This is a genomic window from Sphingobacterium sp. LRF_L2, from assembly GCF_965644235.1.
Classification (GTDB): Bacteria; Bacteroidota; Bacteroidia; order Sphingobacteriales; family Sphingobacteriaceae; genus Sphingobacterium.
The window spans coordinates 113200-133033 of sequence record NZ_CBFFRI010000006.1 but is presented as its reverse complement, the minus strand read 5'-3'; the positions used below and the strand labels follow the sequence as shown (position 1 = coordinate 133033).

12 protein-coding genes are annotated in these 19834 nt (G+C 41.4%); 8 read left to right on the top strand and 4 right to left on the bottom strand.

The window, feature by feature from the left end; genetic code table 11:
• Nucleotides 1-12: 12 nt before the first annotated feature.
• The 4 genes from ACSZOX_RS13410 to ACSZOX_RS13395 all read right to left on the bottom strand — a co-directional run bounded on the left by ACSZOX_RS13410 (nt 13) and on the right by ACSZOX_RS13395 (nt 6800).
• Complete coding sequence (locus ACSZOX_RS13410; protein WP_437920533.1) at nt 13-1533, bottom strand: SusD/RagB family nutrient-binding outer membrane lipoprotein; 1521 nt, start codon at nt 1531-1533, stop codon at nt 13-15.
• Between the two features lie 11 nt (nt 1534-1544).
• Nucleotides 1545-5036, bottom strand: coding sequence for a SusC/RagA family TonB-linked outer membrane protein (locus ACSZOX_RS13405; protein ID WP_437920532.1), 3492 nt, complete (start codon nt 5034-5036; stop codon nt 1545-1547).
• A gap of 112 nt (nt 5037-5148) precedes the next feature.
• Nucleotides 5149-6126 carry a FecR family protein gene (locus ACSZOX_RS13400; RefSeq protein WP_437920530.1) on the bottom strand — a complete coding sequence of 326 codons (978 nt, stop codon included), beginning with the start codon at nt 6124-6126 and terminating at the stop codon, nt 5149-5151.
• Between the two features lie 71 nt (nt 6127-6197).
• Entirely contained in the window at nt 6198-6800 is a 603-nt protein-coding gene (locus ACSZOX_RS13395) for an RNA polymerase sigma factor (RefSeq protein ID WP_437920528.1), read from the bottom strand.
• A gap of 222 nt (nt 6801-7022) precedes the next feature.
• Between ACSZOX_RS13395 and ACSZOX_RS13390 the strand changes: the two genes are divergently transcribed.
• The 8 genes from ACSZOX_RS13390 to ACSZOX_RS13355 all read left to right on the top strand — a co-directional run bounded on the left by ACSZOX_RS13390 (nt 7023) and on the right by ACSZOX_RS13355 (nt 19795).
• Entirely contained in the window at nt 7023-7619 is a 597-nt protein-coding gene (locus ACSZOX_RS13390; RefSeq protein ID WP_437920527.1) for an RNA polymerase sigma factor, read from the top strand.
• Nucleotides 7620-7696: 77 nt separating this feature from the next.
• The gene (locus ACSZOX_RS13385; protein WP_437920526.1) at nt 7697-8848 is read left to right on the top strand and encodes a FecR family protein; all 1152 of its coding nucleotides are present in this window, start codon (nt 7697-7699) and stop codon (nt 8846-8848) included.
• Between the two features lie 57 nt (nt 8849-8905).
• Nucleotides 8906-12514 (top strand): SusC/RagA family TonB-linked outer membrane protein, encoded by a 3609-nt coding sequence (locus ACSZOX_RS13380; protein WP_437920525.1) that lies wholly within the window; start codon nt 8906-8908, stop codon nt 12512-12514.
• Between the two features lie 11 nt (nt 12515-12525).
• A complete protein-coding gene (locus ACSZOX_RS13375; protein WP_437920524.1) occupies nt 12526-13953 on the top strand; it encodes a RagB/SusD family nutrient uptake outer membrane protein in 1428 nt (475 codons plus the stop codon).
• A gap of 22 nt (nt 13954-13975) precedes the next feature.
• Nucleotides 13976-16399, top strand: coding sequence for a zinc-dependent metalloprotease (locus ACSZOX_RS13370; protein ID WP_437920523.1), 2424 nt, complete (start codon nt 13976-13978; stop codon nt 16397-16399).
• Nucleotides 16400-16403: 4 nt separating this feature from the next.
• A complete protein-coding gene (locus ACSZOX_RS13365) occupies nt 16404-16976 on the top strand; it encodes a hypothetical protein (RefSeq protein ID WP_437920521.1) in 573 nt (190 codons plus the stop codon).
• 90 nt (nt 16977-17066) lie between these two features.
• Nucleotides 17067-18203 (top strand): radical SAM family heme chaperone HemW, encoded by a 1137-nt coding sequence (gene hemW / locus ACSZOX_RS13360; protein ID WP_437920520.1) that lies wholly within the window; start codon nt 17067-17069, stop codon nt 18201-18203.
• A 143-nt stretch (nt 18204-18346) separates the two neighbouring features.
• Nucleotides 18347-19795 (top strand): glyceraldehyde-3-phosphate dehydrogenase, encoded by a 1449-nt coding sequence (locus ACSZOX_RS13355; protein ID WP_437920519.1) that lies wholly within the window; start codon nt 18347-18349, stop codon nt 19793-19795.
• Nucleotides 19796-19834: the final 39 nt, after the last annotated feature.

Sequence of the window (19834 nt, the reverse complement as noted above, 5' to 3'; positions counted from 1 at the left end):
CTTTCTTTACAGTTACGGTTTTTGCCACCAGACCTTCGTATTAATTGCATCTGCACCTTGCCGTGCAACAGCCTCATTATAACTCACAGGGTTCGACGATTGGACATATACAGGATAATACATACGCGATGGCATTTCTCCACCATTTTGCAAACCTGCTCCTTTTGGTAAAACAGGATGTCCTGTACGACGATATTCATACCATTGTTGCATATCGACCAAAAATAAAGCAATATACTTCTGCATATGAATACGTTCCATTTTATCGTCAAACGATTCACTATCATCCCAAGCAACGTCCGAGGCCGTTAAATGATTTTCAATACCTTCCGCCCAGGTTGGTATCCATAACGTAATACTTGCTTCTGCACCGCTGTTGAAGTATGTTTTTGGATCCCCATTAAAATAACCTTTCAACGCTGCTTCCGCCTTAATAAATTGTATTTCGGCAAAATTCATGATGATTCCCGTTTGCGACTCCGTCTGCAAACTGTTTACCCCACTATTCTGATCCGAAGAATAAAAATAGGACATCTTGCTGTAGTCTTCCGATCCTGCCGCATAACCACTCGGCACACCAACGTAATCGCCTGAAACAGGCGCAATTCCCCATCGATTTACCCCACTAGTGCCATAAGTAGGAATATTAATGCGAGGGTCATTCGTGTTTCGTAAAAAGTCTATGAAAAATTCCGCAAGAGACACCGCTCTAAAATCTTGCACCCTTGTACTTACATAAGGCGACACATAAGCACCTTCACCTGTCCAACGGAGAATGGCCGATTCGCTATTACTGGCAATAATCGGATAATTAGACGCATTGGTTTCCAAAATTTCCTTAATCTTCGCTGTCGCATATTCCTGAACTTCCGGCTTATGCGCAACACGTAACAGCAATCGTAAGAACAACGAGTTACCCAACTTCCGCCAATTCGCCACCGTACCACCATAAATCGGATCATGTGTAGCCTCAATTGCATCACCAGATTTCAGCAATGTATTGGCGGAATCCAACTTATTAAACATATCCACATAAATATCCTGCTGCGCATCAAATTTAGGCTCAAACAAAAGAGAATCACGTCCAAGGTTCGACTGTGAATACGGAATATCACCATACATATCAGTCAATATAGAATATGTCCATGTTTGTAAAATCAACGAAATACCCTGATAAGAACGATTGAAATTTATCGGTTCAAGCGCCTTTGTATACATATCCTTATAATTCGACAACTCTATAAAGTGTCCATTCCAGAGGTAATCTGCCCAACTTCGGCGAAAATCATAACGAAAAACCTTACCATCACCATCACCAATAGACACCGTTACCTGCATTAATTCATTGGTAAAGTTTCTATTCCTATTCATGTTATAAGTCACCGAATTGATCAACGCATTTGCCATAAATTGATAGGGATAGGCATTCGTTGTTGTAGTAGGATTCGTATTCAATTCCTGAAACCCTTTATCACAGGCCTGCATTAAGAACAAAAGACTTAGACAGGCTATAAATATATTTTTCTTTTTCATTGCTATGCAAACTAAAATCCAACAACCAAATTAAAACCGAAAGTACGTGTACTCGGAAACTGCGCAATTTCAAATCCTTTTACGATATCCGATCCATCTAACGTACCAAATTCCGGATCAAAAGCAGGCCATTTCGACCAGATGAAAAGATCTCGTCCGTAGACACCAACCGTTGCTCTTTGCAATCCCCAACGTGCGACTACGCTCGTCTTAAAAGTATAGTCTAAACGTGCTTCTCTAAATTTAATAAAGTCCGTGGGATAGGTGCTTCCTTCGGCATTATCCGCACCATAGTGCGAACGGTAATATTCATCGATATTGGTTGCAATCACATCATTTTTACGGAAGGTACCATCGGCATTTTGGATCACTCCATTGCCAATAATACCACTATAGCGCCCCGGTAATGTATTTTTTGTTTTTCCTTGTTCTGCTAATTTATAATGCGTCAAGGAATGGCCTACCGCCCCCCATTGGGTATCAAAAAGTAGATTTAAACGAATTCCTTTATAAGAAAACGTGTTACCGAAACTTGCTTTACCTTTCGGTAAAGTATTACCTAGAAATATCACTTCTTCCGTGATTTTCGCATACCCTGTACTTTCGTCATATACAACTTGACCATCTGGCGCACGTTGATATCCAAGGCCGAAAAGGTCACCCATACCACCTCCTTCGAAAGCCACGATCTGTCCAGATCCTACGGAACGCTGCTGGAGCACCAATGAACTATCTGCCAGTTGCAGGATTTTATTGTTATTAGTCGTAAACGTAATCATAGAGGACCAGTTGAATCCCTCTTTATTCTGGATTTGCTTCGTATTTAATCCTATTTCAAAACCTCTATTCCGGACTTCACCCATATTAATTAGGTAATGTCTAGCACCTGAAGCAGCATCTACCACTCGATTTAAATGCTGACTTGAGGTATTATTCTGATAAACAGCAATATCCAAATCAAGTCTGTTTTTCCACATATGCAATTCTAGCCCCGTTTCCATTGCCATTGTCTTCAACGGCTTAATTAATGGATTCGGTAAATCCGTAGGGTTTTTCAATGATCCTCCAAGCAAACTATTTGCTGATTCATAAGCAAACCGGGTTTTATAAGGTTCCTTAACCCCCGAGCCGACACCTGCTATGGATGCCCGTAATTTAGCGTAATTAATAAACTTAGGTAAGTTTGCAATTTCTGAAAAGACAAAACTACCATTCAAAGAAGGATAGAAAAAACCGACAGATTTATCCGGATAATCAGGTGTTGCTAATGTACTTGTCCAGTCATAGCGAAATGTTCCATCCAAGAATAAGAAATCTCTATAACCCGCCGTCACGAGACCGTAAAAACTGTTCGTTTCAAAACGCTGTAAATCCTGTGCCGCCTTTACACCGTATTTGGAATTTCCATGGTTGAAAATACCTGGATAGGATAAACCATCCGAAGTTAACGACTCACGTCGGTATTCGTTCGAAAGCGTGCTTCCACCTGCTGTCGCCGAAATATCAAAATCTTCATTAATCTTATTTGCATACTTTAACAAAAAGTCTACTGTTGTCTCTCTTGAAAAGATCTCCTGCGTGCGGTAACTTCCTTCCGCTAATTTTGATCCGGAGTCGTAAGGACGTTCCTGCGCACGATTTTCGCTTGAAAAATCCATTGCTGCCCGAATCTGAGCACTGAAGTGTTTCGTGAACTGGTAATTAGCCATCGCATTCCCGGTGAAGCTATGTCTATTATTTCGGTTGATGAATTCATAAGAAACCGCATAGGGATTCTCGGGGTACGAACTGAAAGGATATTTAATTTTCTCATCTTCCTCGCCATTTACCCAATAATTTTTCAACCAATTTACATCTGCACTAGGCTGCCAAAATATATACCAATACATCAAGGATTGGTTTCCGTAACCAGACCCTGGTAAATTATCACTCCAACGGTTGTTATAATTGACCTTTGAACTTATGGTAAGCTTCTCGGAAACTTTTGAGTTTACCGAAAGAGCCACTGTATTTCGGTCATAACCTGTATTAGGCACAATCCATTTGTTCTTTACATTTGTAGCAGAAAAGCGGGCGGAAGTTTTATCTGTCCCACCATCGATGGTCACAGAATTGTTTAGTGTACGCCCTACATCGAAAAAGCTTGTGATATTGTCATAAGCTTTCCATTCTGTCCGTTCGGTACCAACGGCCTGGGTAACCGGATCATATTGATAAAAGTATTGCCCATCAAATTTAGGACCATAAGCCGAACTTGTACCACTGGTACTCGCACCATCTGTTGAAGCACCATACGAGTAATGCGCTGCTCCTGCAAGCCCTTGCCCATATTCGTACTGTAAATCCGGCCAACGATTCACCGATTCAAAAGAGGTGTTACTATTAAATGTTATCCCCAAACCTTTTCCTTTCCGACCGCCAGATTTTGTCGTCACGATAATCGCTCCATTTGCGGCACGTTGTCCATATAGAGCTGCAGCTCCCGCTCCTTTCAAAACCGTAACACTTTCGATATCTTCTGGATTAATATCGTCCATTCCAGAACCATAATCAGCAGGCATGTTATCCGATCCTGTACCATAAACTGCGTCTGAAGAATTAGCTGTACGACGGCCAGACCCCGCATTAATAACGATTCCATCCACAACAATCAACGCTTCGTTATCCCCGGTTAAGTTTGTTTCACCGCGCAAAATAATTTTTGAAGAACCTACGGGCCCTGCATTGGAACGAACTAAATTCAACCCAGCAACCTTTCCAGATAACGCATCCATCCAGTTACTCGAAGGCGCATCTGTAAATTGCTCGCCTTTGACAACGGTTGCGGCATAACCCAGTGCCTTTTCTTCACGTTTGATTCCAAGTGCCGTAACAACCACTTCATCAATTTCATCCGTAACCGGAGTTAATACAAAATTCACCTCCCTAGTCTCATTTTCAGCAACAGTAATATTTCCTCTGTTCTTCGTTTCATAGGAAATATACCGTACAATCAATGTATAATTGCCCGGTTTGGCTGTAAAGCTATAATTTCCATTCGCGTCTGTAATGATCGTTCTACTCAGCTCTACAACCTGGATGGAAGCACCGACTAAAGGCTCGCCCTTTTCATCCTTCACGGTTCCACCAATACGCGCAGGCTTCTGTTCTTTCTTCAACACAATTGTACCGGTTTGTTTTTCTTCAAATGTGATACCCGTTTGTTGAAACAAGCTCTTCATAACCTCCGCAATAGAGGTCCCGCTAAAGGTTTTGTTTTTTACCCGTATACGATCCAAATTGAGCGCTTTATCATCAAAAGCAATATCTAATTCTTGTTCAACCTGTAATTTCTTAATCGCGGCAAACAACGTCATATCACTGACGGAAAAGTCAATTCTACGATTGTGGATCTGACCTTTTAAAGGCCCTGCAAATAGCAATTGCGCCACAGTGAGGGCTATCAAATACATTATAATTGTCGTACGCATCATTATTCGTATGAACAATAGTTTTTTATTCATATTTTTATTGTCTTAGTAATTCATATTAAGCGACGTGGCCAGGCAAAGGGTCTCAAGCTATAGCTTGGCCAAACGAAATTGAACAGATGCCTATTAGGCATCTGTTTTTTGATTAGTAAAGCACTATTTCATCTTTTTCCCTCCTATATTTTAATCGGTGCATGCTGCAAATAATATCCATAGTTTGTGCCAGCGAATGGCTAGCATAAATTTCGAGATTGTAAGAATAACTTTTTGGTTCTTTACGTTGGGTTGTCAGTTGAACACCATATATATTAAACACTGTCCGCGAAAGCTCCTGAAAACTTGCTCGTTCCAATATGACATGCCCAGTACGCCAAGTACCTATGCCCTCTATATCGGATAGATCAATCTGATGTAAATCACTGTCATAAATTAACGACTCTCCTTTTGTCAATTGTTTATGCAATTGCCCTCCCTCTTTATCCCAAACGGCAACCTTTCCGTGTTCAACAGCCACCTGCGTCCTTGGAACACCTTTGTAAGCACTTACATTAAAAGCGGTCCCCAAGACCTTTACCTTTAAGTGTCTCGTTTTCACAACAAATGGTTGCTGGGCATTTGGCTTGACATCAAAAAAAGCTTCTCCATCCAGGTTTACCAATCGGCCGTTTACACCGTACCCCGCCTCTACCGCCAACGAAGAATTTGCATTTAACCAAACCTTGGAACTATCAGGCAATGTGACCAATTTTCGTTCTTGACCAACTGTAGCAGAGGTAAAAGCTTCCAAAAGTTGCACTTTTGATGCATCCAATTCCAGGTTCTCCTGATTACGTAACAATAAATATCCCCCGAAAAAAAAAAGTGTAAGTGCTGCGGCTGCACCACAGCTAAACAAGAAGGTTTTGTGTCTCGATCGCCAAGAAGGCTTCGCAAAGGAAATAGGTAAATTTGCCCAAATTTGTTTACGAAGATTTTCCTTTGTCTCTGCGTCATCCAAAATTGGGACATCTTCCTTTCTCTGCGAAAAGGATTCATACCAGATATCAACGACACGGCGCTCGGCTGTGGTTCCCCTGCTGGACAGGTATTTTTTTAATAGTTTCTTTAATTGTGTAAACTTCACTTTCTTCCGTTTTTCATAGCTATAGTGCAACGAAAGCGGCGAAAGTACTTCAATAAATTGTTATCGGTTTGTTAACTTTTCATAAACAGCAACAGAAATACATACAGCGTAGAAGAAACATCTGGATGCTTTTCAGCAAGAACCTGTTTCAGCCTTTTCAACGCTTCAGTGCTATTATTTTTCACAGTTTGTGGGGACAGACCTAAGGTGTCAGCAATTTCTTTAATAGTAAAATCTTGGCTCCGCAGTAGAAAAATCTGTTGCATATTTTCTGGAAAGTAAGAGATCGCTTCCTCCAATGTCTTTTGAATTTCACCAACAGCAATAATATCCATTATACTATCTTCAAAAGCAGTCATTTGATACAACAAATGTTCCACAACATGTTGATGCAAGCGAGATCTACTAATATGGCGGATAATTCGATGCTTTAAGGCCCCATGCAAATACGCCGAAATCGATGCGGAGACCACAATATCCTTGCGTCGCTGCCAGAAATCGGTGAAGATATCTTGAACAAGATCCTGTGCCTCGTCGTGACTTTTAAGCCTGTAGTAGGCTTCCCGAAAAAGGCTCTCCCAGTAAGTATTAAAAATGTAAGAAAACATTTCGTCCCGACCAGTTCGCAATCCGCTGAGAACCTCATCATCTGTGATATGTTTTAACGCCTGCATGATAGAGTCCAAAGATATGCTTTCAAGATTAAGCTAATATTAACAGCAATTAAAGATCACTATTTTTCTAGCTCAGTTTATCTCATTCAATTTTCTGTAACATTCTTAAAAAAGATAGATAACTTAGCAGCAAAGCCACATTAAACATTTCAATTTTTATTTTCAAAGCAGTATCTTTGCACAATTTCAGCACGCTCAACGTGCTTTGGTTCAACAACATTGATGTCTAATTCATATCATAACACGGATGAAAACACCCTAATCTGTTTGTTAAAACAAGGAGACCCAGATGCCTTTAATCGAATTTACAACCACTATAGTCGTAAACTCTTTTTGCACATTTTGAAAATGGCCAAAGACCAAGACATCGCCGAAGAACTCCTACAAGACGTCTTTATGAAAGTATGGGACAACAGAGTCTCTCTTGACCCCACACAGTCGTTTCAAGCCTGGTTATATACCATAGCAAGAAATACGGTTTACAGTTACTACAGACAAGTTGCCAAAGATCAGCGCTTACAAGAACAACTCTATCAACATTTCGAGGAGCTTTATCATCTCGACATGGAGGGCGATTTGAGAGATAAGCAGGAAGAACTGCTTAACCGCGCACTTAGTTCGTTGTCGGAAAGACGGCGACAGGTATTCGACCTCTGCAAAATCCAGCGCAAGAGTTACGAGGAAGCAGCAGCACTATTAGGCCTCTCTACTTCAACAATCAGCAATATGCTGCTGAAAAGTAATCAACAAATTCGAAAATTCATACAAGAGCATTACGACGAAATTTTACTTTTCATCGTAGCCCTCGTGTTAAAATAAATTTATTGTTAAAAAATCTTTATTTTTTTTAACAAGTCCATAGTGTTTTTACCCAAACACTGCGTATCTATTAATATATGTCCACAAAAATAGTTGATATTTACATCCGTTACCTGCAAGGTAATATCTCGCGCATTGAGCTCGATATACTCTTTCAATTTTTTGAACAAGCAACTGCAGAGGAACTACAAGAACTCATCCACTTAGGCTTTGACGAAGAGCAAATGGATTATGCTGACACCCATCTGGAGTTAAGTTTACAACGTGTTCAAGGGAAATTGATGGATTATACCTTCCAACCTCCCGCACGCATTATTCATTGGAAATCAATTTGCTTTTCGATTGCAGCCTCGCTTCTCGTGATCTTCGGTTTCTATTTTCTTTTTCTTTCACGAAGCCCTAAAACAGCAAAAGATATCTTGGCACCCTCACCAAGCTTATTTGTTAGAAATGCAAAAGGGCAGCAGTTTACAATTGATAAGCAAGCCGACTCCATTTGGACATCCGATCAAATCACCTATCAGCTTGTCGATAGCCAAACGCTTCGTTTATCTGCTAAGGAAGAAGCTCTCACTCCAACAGAACAAACATTTTATACCGATCGTTCGGATTTCCAATTAATTTTAGACGACGGTTCCGCAGTCACCCTCAACGCACATTCCACACTTACACTGAAAATACCGTTTGAACAAAACCAACGCAAGGTCGCTCTCTTGGGCGAAGGTTTCTTTGATATCGCCCACGATTCAAACCGTCCATTCCGCGTACAAGCAGGCAGCAGCATCGTGGAGGTATTGGGTACACAATTCAACATCCGGAACTATCCAGAGGATAAACAGGTCGAAACATCCCTAATTCGTGGAAAAATAGCCTTAAGTCAAGAAGGTCGACAAGAAAGGATCATCCTTTCTCCTGGAGAAAAAGCCTTGAGTGACGCTAAAGGAATTACCTTGGTACGTAGTGGTACCAAGCAGGCGGTAGCCTGGAAAGACCGGTATTTCGCCTATGAAGACCAACCGATTTCGAAGATCCTAATGGATTTAGCCCGTTGGTACAATATCGAAGTCGATACTCAAGACATGCCAAAAAATAAAACAATATACATGAAGATTAATAAAAATCTTCCGCTTTCCGAGGTCTTGAATTTAATGGGAGAGACCAGCAATCTTTCTTACAGCTTCGAGAACGGAAAGATTTCCGTACATGAACAAAAAGAAATGGAGAATTAAACCTCCAATGAAAACAAACAACAAAATCAAACACTGTACAAATTTTAACAACACAACATGTTTAACCTAAACCAAAAACGAAACATCAACAGATTTCGACGCAGCTATCTGTTTGGATTTTTCTTCCTTACCTGCCTTCTAAAACAGGTTCCTGCCCATGCGCAGCGCATTGACCTACAATTTCAGAATAAACCTGTAAAAGAGGTTATTCAGCAGATTTCTGAAAAATATGGTTACGAGTTTATTTTCGATGCCGACCTCCTTCGTCAGACAAAGTCGATAACGACCCATTTACAAGGCTTAGAGCTTAAAGAAGCATTAGCGACGTTATTTCAAGATCAACCTTTTCTCTACCGAATAGAGAAAAAACGGATCATACTTTTTCCAAAAAAGAGCGCAAAACAGGATGGTTATATCGTCCGGGGACGCGTACTTGACAGCTTAGGCAAAGCGATTCCGGGCGTATCTGTTCATACCGATGAGCTAAGCTCACAAACTGTATCCAACGAAAATGGCGAGTTTGAGATTGAAGCAAGTACAAATAAATCGACCCTATATTTTCATCACGTAGCCTACAACTTACGCAGTCTCCATACCTCTCCTCAGTTGGCAGAAAAACCTGTAGCAATAATGCTATCATTAAAAGAATCCATGCTGAATGAGGTCATGATTACTGGCTACCAAAAAATAAGTAAGGAACGATCAACAGGATCTTATACACATGTCAATAACGAGCAACTAAATAGACATATTAATGTTGATCTATTATCTGCCTTAGAAGGGCAGGTATCGGGTTTGATGTACAAAAAAAATGTAAATGGTGCTGATGCCGACCAACCTATTCTACGCGGTGTAGCAACGTATTCCAATAATGTAGGGACATCTCCTCTGATTGTTATCGACAATTTGCCTACGGAATTTACACTTTCCGATATCAACCCCTATGATGTAGAATCTGTCACAGTACTCAAAGACGCGGCAGCAGCATCCATCTACGGTGCTCGTGCAGCGAATGGCGTCATCGTTGTCACCACAAAAGGGGGGAAAGGACAAGGTGTAAAAGTTTCAGCTAATGCAGATTTCTTCATCTCTGGAAAGCCTGATATCAGCAAAATGCACTATGCAAGCACATCCGACCTCATCGACTTTGAACAAGATTTATACAACCGAGATCTAGCCAAAGCGAATGGAGATGCCACCACTCTTTTTAATACCTACGGTTCTTTGGGAGGGAATCCAAAATATTATTCGCCATTGTTCAACCTCAACAGGAAGTTGGCTATAGGAGAAATAAGCAGCACACAATACGATCAAACCATTGCTACATGGAAAAATAACGATTACTACCAAGAATACAGCGACTTGGTATGGCAAAATGAAAGTCGCCAACGGTATAACGCCAGTATTTCTCAGGCCTCTAACCGCAGCAATACCTATGTATCATTCAATTATGATAAGTCCAACGCACGAGTACGCAACAATGAAGATCAACGTTTCAATCTGAATTTAAAATCTTCATTCAATTTAAATAAGTGGTTGACAGCAACCATAGGTCTAAACGGAACGTATTCTTCCGGTCAGGAGACTGAAAGTGCTTATAATAACATGCAGCTGCAAGAACGGTACGTGCGCATACTCGACGAAAACGGAAATCGTATCAGTAGTCCTTATGTGGAACTCGCTAGCGCTGTCAGCGGTGCCAGTGCTGTAAACGGCTTGATCGCAGAACAGATCGAAGCAAACAGTGTATTAAAAAGCACGAATTTTAACATTTTAGACGCCCTAGACGAAGGAATGAGTCACGGTAATGCGTTAAGTCTACGAGCCTTCACCAATTGGAAAGCAGACATCTACAAAGGACTTTCTTATCAGGTACAATTCTCTTACGAGTTGAATCAAGCCGAAAGTAATAGTTATTATGACGAAGACGATTACATGATGCGCATGGCTTATAACGGCTTGGTCTCCTACAATTCATCGACCAGTGCTTACACCGCAAACCTACCTTCTGGAGGTCGTTTTTACCAAATCAACCAGAAAAAATACAACTACAACTTCCGCCAACAGTTGAACTTTGATCGTGCTTTTGGTTCTCGTGGGCAACATCAGGTTGTTGCATTGGCTGGTTTCGAAATGCGTCAAACAAAAAGTCCTGTCAGCATACAACAGCTGTTGTATGGCTACAATACGACCACATTATCATCTATCAATATCAATTGGGCCAACGCCATCGAGACGGGCTATAGCAGTTATGTTTATGGAACAAACATCAAATTGAGCAATCCTGCTTTAACCACTTTATCCTCCACACGTCATCGTTATATTTCCGCTTACGCAAATGGAGGTTACACCTACGATGGCAAATATAATTTAACCGGTAGCATTCGCGTGGATCAGGCCGATCTATTTGGTGTAGACCCAAAATATAAATACCGTCCTCTTTGGTCATTAGGTGCTGGCTGGAACATCAGCAATGAATATTTCATGCAGGATATCAGCTGGTTGAACGCATTGAAAGCTCGCTTGACATACGGTATTACGGGCAATGTCGATCAGAACTCTACCCCCTACTCAACAGCGAAATGGAAATCCGATAAACTCTACACCGCCCTCCAATACCTGGAAATTGGCGATCTTCCAAATCCTAAATTACGCTGGGAAAAAACAGCCACCTGGAATATGGGGGTAGACTATGCCTTATTTGACAACCGACTGACAGGTAGTGTGGACTATTACAACCGTTACAGTACCGATTTGCTTATTACTACTGCACTTGACGCCACTGTAGGAGCGACTTCGCGTACACTAAATGCAGGTGCTTTACGCAATAAAGGTATCGAATTCAATATCAATGGCACCTGGTTTAAAAACAAAGATTGGCGTTTCACCTCCAGCCTGGTCTATGCCCACAACACCAATACTGTAGAAAAAGTAACTACAGCAGCATCTACTGCCACATCTTATGTTTCTGCACCATCCAATTATTTCTTTGAAGGCCAAGCTTTAAACTCCCTTATGGCATATCGTTATGCTGGAATGGTAGAAGGTTATCCTTATTTCTACGATGAAAATGGCAACGTCAATGTCACCTTTGATGAGAACGGCATACCAACAGCTGCAAAAACAATCACCTCAGCAGATGCACTCGTCAATATGGGGTCACTAACGCCGAAGTACTACGGTTCCTTTACACAGCGCATCAGTTACAAAGCCTTTGATTTATCGACCATGTTTGTTTTCTCTGGCGGTAATAAACTACGTTTAGATGTTATCGATATCAATAGTGACGAATTATTTAATGAAAAACTTGTGAACCGATGGACAGAAGGTACCGATGCGGATTACCCACGTCTACTTGTAGATTATGCACAAAACAACCTAACCTATGCCAGCAACTCTGGGTCGATGTGGAAAAATGCAGACATCCATGTACGGGATGCAGATTACATAAAACTACGTAATGTTTCCTTGAGCTACAACCTACCTCGTTACTTAGTGCAACGCGCAGGCTTAGGTGCTGCGAAACTAACGGCCCAAGTTAATAACCTTTGGTATTGGAGTGCCGCAGGGAATGATATTGATCCAGAGGCTTATTCCGTAAACAGCGGCACCCGTAGTTTGTCCATTCCAAAAACATTTTTATTCGGTTTTTCTGTAAACTTTTAACCTCACAAGTCATGAAACTTTCTAAAATAGGATTCTTTTTTCTCGGTATATTAGGTTTGTCCTCCTGCGACAATTACCTCGACATTACACCTACCGGTTCCCAATTGGTGAGTAGTACCCAAGATTTTTATGAGCTGGTGGCTTGGCCGAATCGGGCTTACCCCATCAATAATTTTCAGTACCTGGTAGATGACCAATGGATGAAAGAATCGAACGTAATTGGTGTGACCCCAAACATCAACACCATTAACTTTCTTTTTCAGGATGATGCCGACCGTGTCAGCCGACTTAATTCGTCATCGATGTATAACCAGACGTACAAATACATTGGTCAGTGGAACAACATCATCAGTTTGGTCGACGAAAGTACAGGCGATGCTGACTTAAAACAACTGGCTAAGGCCGAAGCCAAAATCTTCCGGGCATTTGATCACTTTCTGTTGGTCAACGTCTATGCAAAAGCTTATGATGCCAGCACGGCGGCTACCGACGGCGGAATCTGTATCATGGATAAATATGATTTAGAGGCCATACCTACAAAATCCACCGTACAGAAAGTCTACGATTTTATCCAGCAGGATATTGACGAAGCCATACCTTATTTACAGGAAACACCAGGTAATGTGTACCATCCTTCCCTCGCTTTTGCATGGGCTTTCAAAGCTAAAGTACATTTGTTTAAGCGGGAGATTGCCGAAGCCAAGACTGCTGCACAAAAAGCATTGAGCTACAACGATAACTTACTCGACATGGTTGCACTTGCTGCCCAAGGAGGACCTACAGTAGTAAATGTGCCTGCGGCAAGTAACCCAGAAGTATTAAGCTACATGTACATGACGGGATACAACGAAATGAATTTTGGCTACAGTTATATTATTAGCCCGGAACTCACTAATATGTTCAAATCAGCAGACGATAAGCGATTTACCTTATTTTTCAACACAACAAACAACAGTCTGCAAGATGCTGCCGCGGGAACATCTTATTACAGTATGACATATACTCGATTTTTCTTTCCTACTGTAGGCATCAAAACACCGGAATTATATCTGATGCTTGCGGAATGCTATGCTCGGGAAGACAACTTTGCGGAAGCAATTTCAACACTAAACATTTTACGCAAAACACGTATTGCGGGAGATGCAGCAACATTATCGGTCCCAAGCACACGTAAGGAAGCGATGGAACTCGTCATCAACGAACGTCGAAAGGAACTACCTTTCGGTTTCCACCGTTTCTTCGATTTAAAACGATTGAATATAGAATCGGATTATCAAAAAACAATCGAGCGTAAATTTCCGATTGTGAGTCAAGCGGTTCCTCAAGAAACATACACATTAGCACCGAACTCCCGCATGTACATTATACCTTTTCCATTGGATGTTATGGAAAAAAATCCAAACATACGATTAAATACGGACGAGGTTGTTCCCTTTTAATTAAATGACGAATTCAAAAAATATGATGTTTAAAACTTTAATTACATGCTTTGCCTTAGGTTTCTCGCTATCGCATGCCTCGGCATTGACCGTCGCCGCCGATAGTAGTGGCAACCAAAAAAATGATTACGAAAAAATCATAAAAAAAGCATCCTTGCAACGCCAAGGGGTCTTTACAGTATACGAATCGGAAAAAAAATGGTATCTGGAAATCCCAGATACCTTACTGAATCGTTACTTCTTGACGGTAACACGATTGATTGCCACGCCTGCCGGCTTTCCGTTGTATGGTGGCGAAAAACTAAACGAACAAACGATTTACTTTGAAAAAGGAAACGCCAATCGCCTCTTTCTACGATCTGTAGACTATAGGCAAGAAGCTCCTGCGGAAGATGCCATTTTTCAGGCCTTAGAAAAGTCACAACAACATCCCATCATCAGTGCTTTAGACATTAAAGGTACCAACCGCGACAACAACAGTTACCTCGTGGAGGTCACAGACCTGTTTAAGAAAGACAACAGTGTATTATCCTTAGCGAACGGCATAAAAACGGAAAATAAACTAGGCTCCTTGGCCGATGACCGTTCTTTCATCATCGATATGCGGACCTATCCGATCAATCTGGAGGTGCAGACTACAAAAACCTATACCACTTCGTCTCCATCTATCGCCGTAGGAGCACAGACATTTACGGTCAATACATCGTTGGTGCTCCTACCAAAAGTTCCTATGCAGAAACGTTTATTTGATACCCGCGTAGGTTACTTTGCCAACAAGTTTATTTTGTTCTCGGACAATAAACAACGAAGTGAGGTATACAATTACATACAGCGTTACCGCTTGGAGCCAAAAGAAGCCGATATGGATCGTTACAGACGAGGCGAGTTGGTAGAGCCTAAGCAACAGATTGTGTACTACATCGATCCTGCTACGCCTAAAAAGTGGCGTCCTTATCTTATTGCAGGGGTAAACGACTGGAACAAGGCCTTTGAACAAGCGGGATTCAAAAATGCAATCATAGGAAAAGAGTGGCCTGAAAACGACAGCACCATGAGCCTTGAAGATGCACGATTTTCCGTTATACGCTATTTTGCCTCTGAAAAAGCAAACGCTTATGGACCTCGAATCTCCGATCCACGTAGCGGAGAAATTATAGAGAGCCACGTAGGCTGGTACCATAATGTGATGAAGCTTTTGCAGCAGTGGTTTATGGTACAGATAGGTCCGTTGGATAAACGCGCGCAAAAAATGGACTTAGACGACGAGGTAATGGGCGATCTGATCCGCTTTGTTTCATCGCATGAAGTGGGACATAGCTTAGGTCTCCGTCATAATATGGGTGCCAGCAGCCAAACACCCGTAGAAAAATTACGCGATAAGGCTTGGGTAGAGCAGCACGGACATACTGTTTCTATTATGGACTATGCACGTTTTAACTATGTTGCCCAACCCGAAGACAATATCGGCCTTGCAGGAATATATCCACGCATCGGCATCTACGACAAATGGGCTATACAATGGGGATATCAGTACTTACCACAATATGCAGACGCTTATGCGGAACAAGATTTCCTCATCAAGCAGGTTACCGATAGTCTAACAGCTAATCCCAAATTATGGTTTGGGGGCGAAGGTAACGGAGAGGATCCTCGAAGTCAAAAAGAAGACATTGGCGATGACTCGATGTTAGCAAGTACTTACGGTATCAAAAACCTAAAGCGGGTCATCACACATCTGGTCGAATGGACCGCAACACCGAACGACGACTATAGCAATCTTAAAGACATGCATAAAGCCGTACGCGCACAGTTTAATAGGTATCTTTACCATGTACTAAAAAATATTGGAAGCCGTTATGTGACCGAGAAAAATAGAAACGAAGAAGGCCCTGTCTATGCAGCTGTTCCACGCGCAAAAGTGAAAGCAGCCGTACAGTATGTGAACGACAATGTATTCACCCCTCCAATGTGGCTTTATCCAGACGATATACAACAATATATCGGTAAAGATATTGACAAAGAAATTCTCGACCAGCAGGAGCAGATGCTCAACATGTTATTGAGTCCGGGCATGATGCAAAATATTTACATGAAGTCTTTTGAAACCGACGTCACTTACCCTATCGATGAATATTTAAAAGATATCGCTGCTGGTGTGTGGACAGGAATGACGACGGATAACCGTGTAAATGCTTACAAAAGAAGTCAACAGCGTTACTTTCTCGAAAAGATTGATGTCTTAATCAATCCACGTGCTGGCAATGACAATGCAATTTTAGTACAGGCGCAGCGCAGCGACATTCAACTTTATGCCACAACATTTTTAGTGAGCTTGCAACGTACAGCAGAAAAGCTTGCTGCCAATTCAAAAAATGCAATTGACAAGCAACATTTCAACAACGTGCTTCAAGAGATAAAACGTATTCAAGAAAAAAAGACCAAATAATAGGATGAATAAGAAAACGAACATCTGGAAAAAAACCTTATTGACAGGATCTGCAATCGCGATTTGCTTCCTACTTACCTTTTCAAGTTGTGCCTCAGCACAGTCCACAGACAGTGTCGATTTCCAGCAACGGGAACGATTGCTCACGGCTTATCTACAAACGAAAGATGCCTTTGCAAAAAATGACATAAAAAGCTTCAAAACCTCGCTCGGACAATTTCAAGCCGAGATCAAAACTTTACGTTTGAAAGGTCTCGTATTTGAAGATATGGCTCGCTTAAAAAAAGTCAGGGACTCGCTTCGCATCAGCGCAGAACAACTTCAACAAGTAAAGAAAGTTGCAGATGCCAAAGCATCAATTTCCGAAATGGGCACACAGATGTGGTCGCTTATCGAGAAAATGAAATTTGCGGAAGATCCCATCTATCTACAGTATTGCCCTATGGAGGAAGCATATTGGGTAAGTGAAGAAAAAGCCATTTTTAATCCTTTTTCGCCCAAAATTATGCCAAAATGTGGCACCGTGGTGAAGGGACTAACCGAAGAAGATTACAAAGTGGAAGCTTGCTGTCATTAGTGATTTCTCTTTATTTTAAAGAAAAAGCAGAAGAAAACTTCTGCTTTTTCTTTTCCAATGAACTAATAAAAACCTTCCTATATTTGCAGCATGATTTATTTCCACATTCCGTTTTGTAAGCAGGCCTGTCACTATTGTGACTTTCATTTTAGTACTTCATTACGGAATAAAGAGGAAATGCTACATGCCTTATCTTTAGAAATCGAACAACGGGAGAATTATCTTTTAGATCGCGAAGTCCATTCCATCTATTTTGGAGGAGGTACACCTTCATTGCTACAGGCGTCAGAAATCGACCGATTGATTGAAAAGGTATCCCGTTATTTTACCATAGCGCCGGACGTCGAAATTACATTGGAAGCAAATCCGGACGACTTAAACCGGGAGAAAGTTTTATCATTAAGAACAACGGCAATCAACCGCTTCAGCATCGGTGTGCAGTCATTCTTCGAGGAAGACCTGCGTTGGATGAACCGTGCGCATCACGCAAGCGAAGCCGAATCAGCCATCAAGCGCGTTCAAGATGCCGGATTTGAAAATATTACAGCAGATCTTATTTACGGATACCCCCTCTTAACGGATGAAAAATGGACATCAAACATGCAACAATTGCTAGACTTTGGCGTTCCCCATATTTCTTCTTATGCAATGACCGTAGAAGACAAAACTGCCCTTGCCCATTTCATCCGACAGGGGAAAAGCGCTCCGGTAGAGGAATCACAAAGTGCCGAGCAAATGCAGATGTTAATCGAAACATTAACCAGACATGGTTTCGAGCATTACGAAATATCCAACTTTGCAAAAGATGGATACTACGCCAAACACAATACCAATTATTGGCGTGGTAAACACTACCTCGGAATTGGTCCTTCCGCACACTCTTTTAATGGTATTTCTAGAGGGTGGAATATTGCCAACAATGCACGCTATATCGAAAGTATTGTTCAAGGCAATACACTCCATGAAACCGAATACTTAACGCTGGAAGATCGGGTAAATGAATACGCGATGACGTCTTTACGTACAATGTGGGGCATTGATCTCGTTAAAATAAAAGACGACTTCGGAACCGAAATCCAACAACATTTTCAACAAACAGCACAGCACTTCATGGACAAAAACGAACTCGAACTGCTTGAAGATCGTTTTTTACGATTAACCCCTGCTGGAAAATTATTAGCAGATTATATTGCATCTGAATTTTTCCTTTTGGTAGAAGATAAATAAAAATAACAATAAATTAGCTATTATTTTACGAAAAACAAAATATAAAACCGTTTAAGCCGATATAAATTATCAAATTTTAAAAAAATAATCTTTTTACTCTTCAAAATATCTAAGTTTGCATCATAATCATTTATATTCGAATTATGGTACAAACGCTTACTTTTGACGAGCAGATCAAAAGTTACAACGACCAACAAAATGCCACAATACGTCTGATCGAAATTGTGAGCCAGCTTTCGTGCAACCGCGCTGTTGAGCTTGTTTTATTTCGCAATCCACTTGTTGATTCCCGTATCAACACTATTCTTCAACTCCATCGGCATTGCAGTGAATTACTCGACAAAGAACTCCACATCACAGAAACCTTGTTCGTTGCCGAGATTATAGCAAGGATGGAACTCCCTCCTGCGCACATCGACATCGGGACATTAGCCCTACAAATCAGAGAAGAGACAAACGATCCTGATTTACAGCGCTTCTTTATTCAAAAACGATTAGCAGCAGTTATTCACCAGCATCCTTTTGAGCCTAAAGACGTTATCCTTTATGGATTTGGCCGCATAGGAAGATTAGTTGCACGAGAACTTATGCGGAAGACAGGATCGGGAAAACAATTACGTTTACGTGCCATTGTGACCCGCGATAAAGTCGACCTCAACAGCTTGGAAAAGCGCGCCAATTTATTAAAACGCGATTCTATCCACGGCGAATTTGAAGGGGTTATCGAAGTAGACGCCAGCAGAAATGCTTTAATAATTAACGGAACCACGGTATACTTCCTATCGAGTACAGCCCCCGAAGAGTTGAATTATAGCGCATATGGAATCGAAGATGCACTTCTCATTGACAATACCGGTGCTTTTCGCAACCACAACGAACTCGCGCGGCACCTGAAAGCAAACGGAGTAAGCGAAGTCTTACTGACGGCCCCAGGAGAAGGCATACCGAATATCGTATTTGGTGTAAACACCGAACTAGCAGATCCTATGCAAACGAGCTTATGTTCCGCTGCTTCGTGTACAACGAATGCAATAGCACCAGTTTTAGCCGTTATTGACGAACAGTTTGGTATTATCCAAGGCCATATTGAAACCATACATTCCTATACCAATGACCAAAATCTTGTGGATAATATGCATAAAAAATCCAGACGAGGACGTGCCGCAGCTTTAAATATGGTGATCACAGAAACAGGGGCGGGAGATGCCATTGCGAAGGTAATTCCTGGATTAGCAGGTAAACTTACAGCAAATGCGATACGCGTTCCCGTACCTAATGGCTCGCTAGCCATTTTACAACTTGAGATCGAACGTCCGTGCACCTTGGCTGAATTGAATCATCGTCTACGGGAAGCTGCATTAACAGGCAACCTCGTGGAACAAATTAAATATGAAGAGAATAGGGACCTCGTTTCTTCGGATATTATCGGTATGACGGCATGTGCTATCATTGATGCTCCCGCCAACCTTGTTTCGCGGGATGGCAGACATATCGTCATTTACGTTTGGTACGACAACGAATATGGATATACCCAACAAGTGATACGGCTAGCACGTCATCTAGCTGGTGTCCATGGTTTCCTTTACTATTAAACAAAGTCCAATTTTCAATTTTCTATATAGACCTTTTTA